Origin of the sequence: Pseudoalteromonas fuliginea (assembly GCF_000690055.1) — a bacterium.
Lineage (GTDB): Bacteria > Pseudomonadota > Gammaproteobacteria > Enterobacterales > Alteromonadaceae > Pseudoalteromonas > Pseudoalteromonas fuliginea.
The window spans coordinates 1-10,430 of sequence record NZ_JJNZ01000092.1; the positions used below are offsets into that span (position 1 = coordinate 1).

Genomic DNA, 10,430 nt, shown 5'->3' on the forward strand with positions numbered 1-10,430 from the left:
GCCTATTTATGGGGAATAACCTCATAGGCTCTGCCTTGCTCAAATACCAAACATACTGCTGCAAATTCAACCACGAAAGGTCAACACGCCCTAGCTGTTGTGATCTAAATTACTGCTGCTTATGCAATTAAGCGTATACAGGTAATTTTGCACAAATTGCTTTAACTTTTTCTTTAACTTGCGCCTGTACAGATTCATCAGTGATGTTATCTAGTACGTCACAAATCCAGCCAGCAAGCTCTTTTGATTCTTCTTCTTTGAAACCACGACGAGTGATTGCAGGAGAACCAATACGCAAACCAGATGTTACAAATGGAGAACGTGGATCGTTTGGCACTGAGTTTTTATTAACTGTGATATTAGCGTTACCAAGGGCTGCGTCTGCATCTTTACCAGTAATATCTTTATCGATCAAATCGAGTAGGAATAAGTGGTTTTCAGTTTTGTCAGATACGATTTTGTAGCCGCGCTCTTGCATTACAGCAACCATTGCTTTTGCGTTTTTAACAACTTGTGTTTGGTATACTTTAAATTCTGGTTGAAGCGCTTCTTTAAATGCCACTGCTTTTGCTGCAATAACGTGACATAAAGGGCCACCTTGGCCACCAGGGAAAACTGCGCTGTTAAGCTTTTTATAGATTGCTTCGTCGCCACATGCAGAAATAATTAAACCACCACGAGGACCAGCAAGTGTTTTATGCGTAGTTGTAGTTACAACATGTGCATGAGGAACTGGGCTTGGGTAAACCCCTGCCGCAATTAAACCTGCAACGTGAGCCATATCAACAAACAGGTAAGCACCTACTTTGTCAGCAATTTCACGGAATTTAGCCCAATCAACAATACCTGAGTACGCTGAGAAACCACCAATAATCATTTTTGGTTTGTGCTCAAGTGCTAGTGCTTCAACTTGTGCGTAATCAATTTCGCCCGTTGCTTCATCTAGTCCGTATTGGATTGCATTGTAAAGCTTACCAGAGAAGCTTACGTGAGAACCGTGAGTTAAGTGACCACCATGAGCTAAGCTCATACCTAATACAGTATCGCCTGCTTCTAATAGCGCTAGAAAAACAGCAGCGTTTGCTTGCGAACCAGCATGTGGCTGTACGTTTGCGTAGTCAGAACCAAATAATTCGTTAGCACGGTCAATTGCTAATTGCTCAACAACATCTACATGCTCACAACCGCCATAATAACGTTTGCCTGGGTAACCTTCTGCGTATTTGTTAGTAAGCTGTGAACCCTGTGCTTCTAGTACACGTGGGCTACAGTAGTTTTCAGATGCAATTAGTTCAATGTGCTCTTCTTGGCGAGCAGTTTCTTTAGTGATTGCGTCAAATAACTCTGGATCAAAATCCGAAATATTCATGCTACGTTCTAACATTGGGGTCTCCTAGGGCAACGTGTATGGTGTTTTTTAGAGGCTTTATTGTACGCTTTAAACGACTCTTTGCCTACGCTCTTAAGTTGAGGATATTTAAACAGGGATTGAAACTATTTCACAGACTTTTTAAGATGATATTTTTTAATAAGTACATAACTATTTTAAATACATTTCATTTTTCACATTTAATTAGCTAATGAAAGCCTCTCTTTTTTGAATTATAATTTATAAAAAAAGCGGCCATAGCCGCTTCAATTGTTATTTTTTATTATCCTAGCTTTGCAAGTATTTCTGTACGTAATGCGTCGTAATCGGCGTTTATATCGCTTGCTAGACATGGTTTTGCTAATGCATCGCTAAGTGGTTTTGGCATATCCAATTCAATATTTAAAATATCCTCCACGCTTTCTTTAAACTTAGCAGGGTGAGCGGTCGCTAAAAAGATACCCGCTGCACCAGGCGCTCGATTTTCAACAAGACCTTGGTACGCAATAGCAGTGTGAGGCTCTGCAACATAACCCGTTTGTTGAATTTTTTTCATCACCGATTGCGTGTCTTGCTCGTTTACGCTAGTTGAATAAAAGCTATCGTAGCTAAACCAGTTATTATCTAACATTGTTTGCACACGCGGCCAGTTGTTTGGCTTACTTACATCCATTGCATTTGAAAGCGACTCAAGTGTTGCGCTTGGCGTCCACGTTTTATCAAGCATAAAGCGCGGCACAGTATCATTTTGGTTGGTTGTTGCACTTAATTTACCTACAGGTAAGCCAATAACCGCACCAATCATTGCAGCACATACATTACCAAAGTTGCCACTTGGCACTGATATATGCGCTGTTGCGCGTTTTTCTTTTGGTAGTTGTGCAATAGCCTCAAAGTAATAACAAACCTGAGCAACTAAACGGCTAATATTAATTGAATTAGCAGAATTAAGCCCAAGTGTTGATTTAACTTCTTCATCTAAAAAGGCATTTTTAACTAACTCTTGGCAATCATCAAAGCTGCCCTCAACTGCATAACAATGAATATTGTTACCTAGCGTAGTAAATAGCTTTTGCTGAGCAAGTGAAATTTTGCCTTTAGGATATAAAATTACTACGTCGATATTTGGTTTATTGTAAAAAGCATGCGCTACAGCTGCACCAGTATCGCCCGATGTTGCGGTTAAAATAGTTACTTTTTCATCTTTATTAAATTGCGCCAAACACTCTGCCATAAAGCGACCACCAAAGTCTTTAAACGCAAGCGTAGGACCATGAAACAACTCTAAGCAGTATGTATTCTCTTCAACTTCCACCAGCTTAACTGGAAAGTTAAATGCATTTTTAACCATTTGTGCCACAGTGTCGCTTGGTAGCTCATCACCAATTAGGTGAGATAATATTTTGCCACTGCGTGTTACAAAGTCCATATCAAGCAATGCATCAACATCGGACAGTGGGGCAAGGGTTTCAGGAAAAAACACACCTTGATTACGACCCAAACCTGTTTTTACGGCTTCAACGAACGACACTTTTTGTGAGCTATCTTTTAAATTATGTAATTGCATGACTACCTATCCTATAAAACTGTTAATTGACGCGTGCCGTCGTTATCTAATTTACAAATGTGGCAAAAGCCTTGCTCGTTAATGTAATTTGCCTCTAACCACTGCGCGCATTGCTGTGCAGCTTCAAGTGTTTTACATACACTAAACAAGGTGGGTCCTGCGCCCGAAATACTCACTATTTCAGCGCCCAGCGCTGGTAAGCTTGCTTTGGCTTCACTAAAGCCTTTAATAAGCGGTGCGCGGTAAGGTTCTGCTATTTCATCTTTCATTATGCTCAGCGCATCGTCAAAACGGTTAGTTAACAGTAGGCTACTAAATGCCGATAAACGCTGTGCAAACTCAACACTTGCATGCATGCTCAACTCTTTTGGTAAAACCGAGCGCGCTTTTGCAGTGTTGAGTGAAAAACCAGGGAACGCAGCAACGTAGTACCAACTTTCATCAACAGGCAGTGCAATCGATTTATCAGGGATTAAATCACCGGTTAATTGCAAACCACCTAAATAACATGGCGTGATGTTGTCGTAATGACGACCGCCGCTTACCACTGCTTCAAAGTCAGCCATAAGCTCAATAAGCTCAACCTGACTTAAGTTAGTTTGTGCAAACTTATCAAGGGCAGCAAAGGTAGCCACGACCGAGCATGCACTAGAGCCAAGCCCAGATCCAATTGGTAAATTCTTTTTAAGCTCTAGCTTTACGCTTGGCATATCAGGCGCAACATGCGCTCTAAAATGCACTAAACACTGGTACGCTAAGTTTTCATTCGCATCACTTGGTAACTTGTGAGCGTAGTCGCCAGTACAAATAAATTCGTCACTTGGTGCGGCACTTACAACAGCTACATCGCCTAATAAACAGCCATCAATTGGCGCAAGCGCTGCGCCAAGTGCATCAAAACCCACTGCAAAATTACCAATAGACGCCGGAGCATATACTTCAATCATAACGAGCTCCTAGCGCGATAGTGTTTTTAAAATATCAGCAAATACACCCGCTGCTGTTACTTCAGAGCCTGCACCATAACCACGAATTACAAACGGACGTGGCTGGTAGTATTGGCTTAAAATAGCCAGCGCGTTTTCGCCATCGCGAATTACATTAAGGGCATGTTTTTCATCAACAGCCTCAATACCTACTTTACAGTGACCTTCTTTAATTGTACCTACATAACGAAGTACCTTACCTTCGCTCGCAGCACTTTGAATGCGGTCATTAAAATCAGCATCTAGGCTTGGTAGTTTTGCCATAAACTCATCAACGCTATCACCTTGTGCAAAACCTTGTGGTAATACTGACTCAACTTCAATATCGCTTAGCTCCAACTTCATGCCGGCTTCGCGAGCAATGATCAGTAACTTACGTGCTACATCGGTACCCGATAAATCATCACGAGGGTCTGGCTCAGTAAAACCGCTTTCTTTGGCTTTAATAGTTGCCTCAGAAAGTGATAAACCATCTTGAAGTGCGCCAAACATATACGAAAGTGAGCCTGATAAAATACCGCTAAACTCTAATAACTCATCACCGGCACCAAATAATGACTGCAAGTTATCGATAACTGGTAAGCCTGCACCAACATTTGTTTCGTATAAAAATTTACGATTATTCTTTTGTGTTGCCGCAATTAAATCTTGGTAATACGTGTATGAGCTTGTTGTCGCTTTTTTATTGGCAGCAACTACATGAAAGCCTGCATTTAAAAAGTCTACATACTGCGCAGCAAGTGCATCTGAAGATGTACAATCTACTAATACCGGATTCACTAAGTGGTTTTGCTTAACAAATTGCTCTACTAACTTTAAATCAAATGCTTGCTCAGATGAGGCTAATTTTTGCTGCCAATCACTAAAAGCAATGCCTTCGTTATCAAGGTGTAATTGACGAGAGTTAGCAACACCGTACAAGTTGAGTTTAATATTACGCTTTTCAAGCCAAGCTTGTTGACGTTCAAGCTGATTAATAAGCTCTTGCCCTACTAAGCCACAACCTAGTAAAAACACATCAATTGACGGCACATGTGTGAAAAAGTTTTCATGGCATATTTTTACGGCGTCATTACATAACTCACCATCAATTACCGCAGAAATAGCACTTTCTGTAGAATCCTGTGCAATTGCCACAATATTTACTTGCGCTTGTGCAAGCGATGCAAAAAACTTAGCTGCTAAACCACGGTGTGCGCGCATGTTATCGCCCACTAAAGTAACAATGGCTAAATTGCGCTGCACTTGTACAGGCTCAATAAGCCCTGCTTGTAATTCAAGCTCAAATGCTGTTTGTAGCGCATCGAGTGCAAGTGCTAAGTCTGTTTCGTGCACACAAAAACTAATGCTAAATTCACATGATGATTGCGTGATCAATACAATTGATACGTTATCGTGAGCAAGCGCGTTAAATACCTTAGACGCCATGCCTACTTTACCTTTCATGCCAGGGCCTGAAACAGTTAACATTGCAAGGTCTTGTAAGCTAGAAAGCGCTTTTACGGGCTCATCAGATGAATAATCGTTACCAATTAATGAGCCTTGTGCGTCTGGGTTATGCGTATTTTTAATTTCACATGGCACGCCTGCTTTAGCACACGGTAAGATTGTTTTAGGGTGAAGTACTTTTGCACCAAAGTAAGAAAGCTCCATCGCTTCTTTATAAGATAAAAAATCTACTTTAGTGGCTTTTTTAATATAACGAGGATCAGCGCTATATACGCCATCAACGTCAGTCCAAATTTGGCAAATCTCAGCTTCTAAACATGCCGCAGCAATAGCTGCTGAGTAATCTGAACCATTACGGCCAAGCGTTGTAAGCTCACCTTTATCATTACTCGCCGTAAAACCAGGCATGATATAAATAGTTGCAGGGTTTTCTTTAAGCACAGCTTGAAAGCGCGCTTTACTTGCCACTAAATCCGCTTCTGCATCAATGTAACCACCCGTTGAAGCTATACAGCTTGTTGCTTCTAAGTATCTTGCATCTTGCGAGTTCAATAAAGCCTGCATTAAAGAAACACTAACGCGCTCTCCAAAACTAATTACAAATGCGCGAACTTGATCAGGGCAACACTGTATAAGCGACACGCCATCTAATTTATTTTTAAGTTCCCTTAGGTCTGGCCAGCTTGTAACTACTACGCCACTTTTTTCAACGTCAGCTTTTAAGCCTTCACAACGGCTAGCTAATGCTTGCCATTGCTGCGAAAAATCTAAGCCTTGTTCTGCCTCACTTGCTAACGCAACTAATGAATCGGTCATTCCACCTGGAGCAGAAAGCACCAATAACATTTCATCTTTTAGCTGTGCTTTAACTAATTGAGCTACCTGCTGAAGGCAAGTAAAGTCGGCAAGCGACGAGCCTCCAAATTTTAAAACGCGCATTGTTTATGTTCCTCATCCCATAAAACGAAAAAAGGCCTGTGTTCTAAGTGAACACAGGCCTTTAAATTTGTTGCACCGACCTATGCCACTATCCAGTAAGAATGGTGGTTGTAATAATAATGGTCAGTACGCGATTAATTGTTTTCATAGGTTAAGACTGCCTTAACAAAGGCTATGCTGTCAACCCCAAATTAAAAGATAAAACAGCCTTTTTGAACATGAAAAAACCTAATGAATGCCAAATTTATGCAAAATATTATTCATGCGGGTTTTATCTATTGGTTTATTTATAAAGTCGATAGCGCCTAATTGAGTAACTCGTAACTTCATTTTGTCTTGAATATCTGCCGATATGACGAGCACAAAACACTCTATTTTATTAGCTTTGATATACTCAAGCACTTGAACTCCATCAACTTCAGGCATAGTTAAATCCAAACATAACAAATCAAAATTATGAGTATTTAATAGCTCAATAGCTTGTGCGCCATTTATTGCTTGCTGAATATCTGCATCAAGACATTGCTGCAAACATCGAATAACTTGCTTACGAGCCACGGTTGAGTCATCACATACTAAAATAGAAAAATTCATAATATTTACTACTGTATTAAGCATAATTAAATTTGTTAAAAAACAGCTATCCATAGCAACTTTATTTTATCTTATCACGGTCTCTTTATAAGCAAACAAAGTAATGGTAATTATTTACTCTTAAATTTTCACCCTACGATAAACTATAGTACTAGGCGTATTGTTCTTACATAACTAAACATGCTCATTTCGGTAGCTAATCAGGTACAAAGTTTGTAACCTAACCGCTTAGTAAAAATGTCGGGCTCTGGTTATGCATTCCTTGCTTAAAATCAAACATGCCGAAGTAAAATAAAGCTAAAGACTCAATGTAATCAGAAAATAAATTTTGATTACATTAACAGAAATCATTATTTAACTAAGGGGGGAAAGTTAAATATCTGAGATACACTTCCGACTTTTAACACTTTTTAATAAGTAAAAATTAATTTTTATTTATTTTTACGTCTTTATTGACTAGCTTTTATATAAACCGCAGTTATTTAACTCAACCCAAGGAACCATAAATCACTTATGTTACAACAAAGCCTTTCTAAAAAGTTGCTGACCAGTGTGCTATCGGTCTATTTTTTGCTTACCTTTGTGGTCACTTGCGGACAAGTTATTGCCGAATATGTAAACACTAAGGACTATATAAGAGACGAGCTAACTACTTTACAAAAAACCTTTAGCCGAAGCCTAACCCGCGCTATTTGGGAGCTGAATATAAAGCAAACCATAACAACTGCAGAAGGTCTGTTAGCTATTCCTATGATTGAAGGTATTATTGTCCGTGATGATAGTGGTGAAGTAATTTCGCAACTCGGCCGTTCTCTCGATATACATAAACTTTACAGCCAACAGCTAGTACAAGAAGAAGTCATGCTAGAGGACTCTAAGTCTGGTTTGTTTGGTTATACTTTTCCGCTTATTTTTGAGTTTTCAGGCAGAGCAACGCAAGTTGGCGATGTGACGTTATTTTCTAGTCGTGAAGTCGTTTTTAGTCGAATCATGGTTTCAATCTACTTTTTGATTGGTAACGCAATGATTAAAACTACTTTTTTAATCATTCTATTTCTAATGGCATTTAGAAAGTTACTCACAGACCCTTTATCTCAGCTAACAGATCAAATAGAAAACCTCGAACTAGACGAACTTGAAGGGCAACATATAGAAATCGAAACGGAGGAACATAATGAACTCAACGTTATGGAACAATCGTTTAATAAATTAATAGATAAAGTAGTCCAATACCGTCTAGAGCTAGAGCAAGCACAAAAAGAACTCATTATTAGTAATGAGAAGCTAGATCAACATAACATTCAATTAGAACAAGATGTAGCACGTAAAACATCAAATTTAAGCCAAGCAATGATGGATCTACAGCAGCAAAAATATGAATTAGAAAAACAAAAAATTGTACTTACTGACGAAGTTGATCTTCGTAGAAGTACAGAGCAAGAGCTGCTAACAAAACAAACTGAACTAGAACGCTATGTTGAAGAATTAAGTCTTGCACAAGAGCGCTTACTTGGCACTGAAAAAATGGCTGCATTAGGGGGACTCGTTGCTGGGATAACTCATGATATAAATACCCCTATAGGAATTGGGGTGACTGCAATTTCGTTTTTACAAGAACGCTTAAATCAGCTTGAAGCCGCCTATAAAGAAAAAACGCTTTCGCCGAAAGCCCTTGAAGAGTTCATTAATGACGCAAAGCAAAGTACGAGTTTGCTTACAACTAACCTTGATAGAGCCTCAGAACTAATTGCAAGTTTTAAACAAATAGCCGTAGATCAGGCAAGTGATGCAGTAAGAACGATCAATTTTAAAGACTACGTGAACGAGGTGATCCGTTCACTTCATCCCAAGCTCAAAAAAACATCTCATAAACTTCAGCTAGAATGTCCTGATGACTTAGTTTTAAATTTACCTGCGGGGGCAATAAGCCAAATTTTCACTAACCTAATAATGAACTCGCTAATTCATGGTTTTGAAAATATAAACAACGGCATTATAGATATAAAAATAGCCAGCGACGAAACATTTTTAACTATTGATTATAAAGATAATGGGAGCGGTGTTACAGAGCAACAACTTAAAAAGCTGTTTGACCCTTTTTTCACAACAAAACGAGATCAAGGCGGTAGTGGGCTTGGTACACATATAATGTTCAATTTAGTAAAACAAACTTTAAGTGGTTCAATTGAAGCGATTAGCGAACCAGGTGAGGGTTTGCACTACCATATACAATTCCCTAAAAACATGCCTAAACCCCTGCCTATTTTTAATCAGAATTAAATTGGCAGGAATAAAATCAAGCATTTCGAGATAGTGATTTTATTGTTATGATTGGGCAAATTTTTCAAATGGATCAGTACCCCTATGTGGTTTAGTAACCTTATATGTTATCGCTTTAAACAAGACGTTTCATACACGCAAGAAGATTTCGACAAAGCATTAGAGCAAGATTTATTTCGTCCATGTACAGGCCAGGAGCTTTCTACATTTGGTTGGACAAAAGCATTTGGAAAGCACGGTGAAACACTATCGCATTTTTCTCAAAAAAGTATTTTAGTCTGCGCTAAACGTGAAGAAAAGGTACTACCAGCATCAGTTATTAATGAACTTGTCGCTGAAAAAATTGACTTAATTGAAGCTGAAGAAAACCGTCCAGTTAAGAAAAAAGAAAAAGACGAATTAAAAGAAAACATTCTTCATGCTCTTCTACCTCAAGCATTTAAAAAATCGAGCTTACAATTTGCATTTATCGACCAAGAAAATGGCTGGGTAGTTGTTAATAGTGGCAGCTTTAATAAAGCCGAAGAGCTACTTGCATTGCTTCGTAAATCACTTGGTACGCTACCAGTAGTACCTGCATTTGCAAACTACGACTTGGATGTATTTTTAACTGATTGGTTAACTAACTTTAGTACACCGGAAGGCTTTGCTATAGGCTCAGACGCAGAGCTTGAAGAAGCAGATGACAGCGGAGCACAGGTAAAGCTTAAAGGTCATGACTTGTCGTGTGACGAAGTTAAATCACATCTTGAAAGTGGCAAACGCGTAACCAAACTTGCTCTAGATTGGCAAGAACGCGTTAAGTTCATGCTACAAAATGATGGCTCTATTAAGCGCTTAAGTTACTCAGAAACATTAAAAGAAGAAAATGCGGATATCCCAAAAGAAGATATGGCTGTAAAACTAGATGCTGACTTTATTTTGTCATCAGAAGAGATTAAGCAACTTCTTGAAGAACTTACTCTTGGCTTAGGTGATTCTGACGATTTAGCTAAACCTGAACTCTAACTTAGAACTCTTTAATATTCTAAGAGCAAAGGCAAACTTTCGTATTAATAGCTAATTGCCAGAAATAAATACGCCGTTCATTTAAAATGAACGGCGTATTTATTTTATCTTTTTATACCAATCTTGCTTATATATGGGGTCTATTTAACGTTAAGTAAATTACGCTAGAACTAGGCAAAAATTTTTGTATCTAGTTGTTCTAAATAAAAATTTCACGACGTTATAGTGCAATTTAATT

Annotated in this window: 7 protein-coding genes; 2 read left to right on the top strand and 5 right to left on the bottom strand. The window is 38.8% G+C overall.

All coding sequences use genetic code 11. The features are described from left to right. Positions 1-127: 127 nt before the first annotated feature. The 5 genes from glyA to DC53_RS01645 form a co-directional block, all read right to left on the bottom strand. Complete coding sequence (gene glyA, locus DC53_RS01665; protein WP_008137971.1) at positions 128-1,384, bottom strand: serine hydroxymethyltransferase; 1,257 nt, start codon at positions 1,382-1,384, stop codon at positions 128-130. 268 nt (positions 1,385-1,652) lie between these two features. Further along, entirely contained in the window at positions 1,653-2,936 is a 1,284-nt protein-coding gene (gene thrC, locus DC53_RS01660) for a threonine synthase (protein WP_033031975.1), read from the bottom strand. A gap of 11 nt (positions 2,937-2,947) precedes the next feature. Further along, positions 2,948-3,883 (bottom strand): homoserine kinase, encoded by a 936-nt coding sequence (gene thrB, locus DC53_RS01655; protein WP_033031977.1) that lies wholly within the window; start codon positions 3,881-3,883, stop codon positions 2,948-2,950. A gap of 9 nt (positions 3,884-3,892) precedes the next feature. After that, positions 3,893-6,310, bottom strand: a complete 2,418-nt coding sequence (gene thrA, locus DC53_RS01650) for a bifunctional aspartate kinase/homoserine dehydrogenase I (protein WP_008137978.1) — start codon at positions 6,308-6,310, stop codon at positions 3,893-3,895. Positions 6,311-6,538: 228 nt separating this feature from the next. Then, the gene (locus DC53_RS01645) at positions 6,539-6,904 is read right to left on the bottom strand and encodes a response regulator (protein ID WP_188085272.1); all 366 of its coding nucleotides are present in this window, start codon (positions 6,902-6,904) and stop codon (positions 6,539-6,541) included. 513 nt (positions 6,905-7,417) lie between these two features. Between DC53_RS01645 and DC53_RS01640 the strand changes: the two genes are divergently transcribed. Both DC53_RS01640 and rdgC read left to right on the top strand, forming a co-directional pair. Then, on the top strand, positions 7,418-9,184 hold the full coding sequence (locus DC53_RS01640; protein ID WP_007377476.1) for an ATP-binding protein: 1,767 nt from the start codon (positions 7,418-7,420) through the stop codon (positions 9,182-9,184). A gap of 84 nt (positions 9,185-9,268) precedes the next feature. Next, on the top strand, positions 9,269-10,192 hold the full coding sequence (rdgC, locus tag DC53_RS01635; protein ID WP_007377477.1) for a recombination-associated protein RdgC: 924 nt from the start codon (positions 9,269-9,271) through the stop codon (positions 10,190-10,192). The last annotated feature ends 238 nt before the right edge of the window (positions 10,193-10,430 follow it).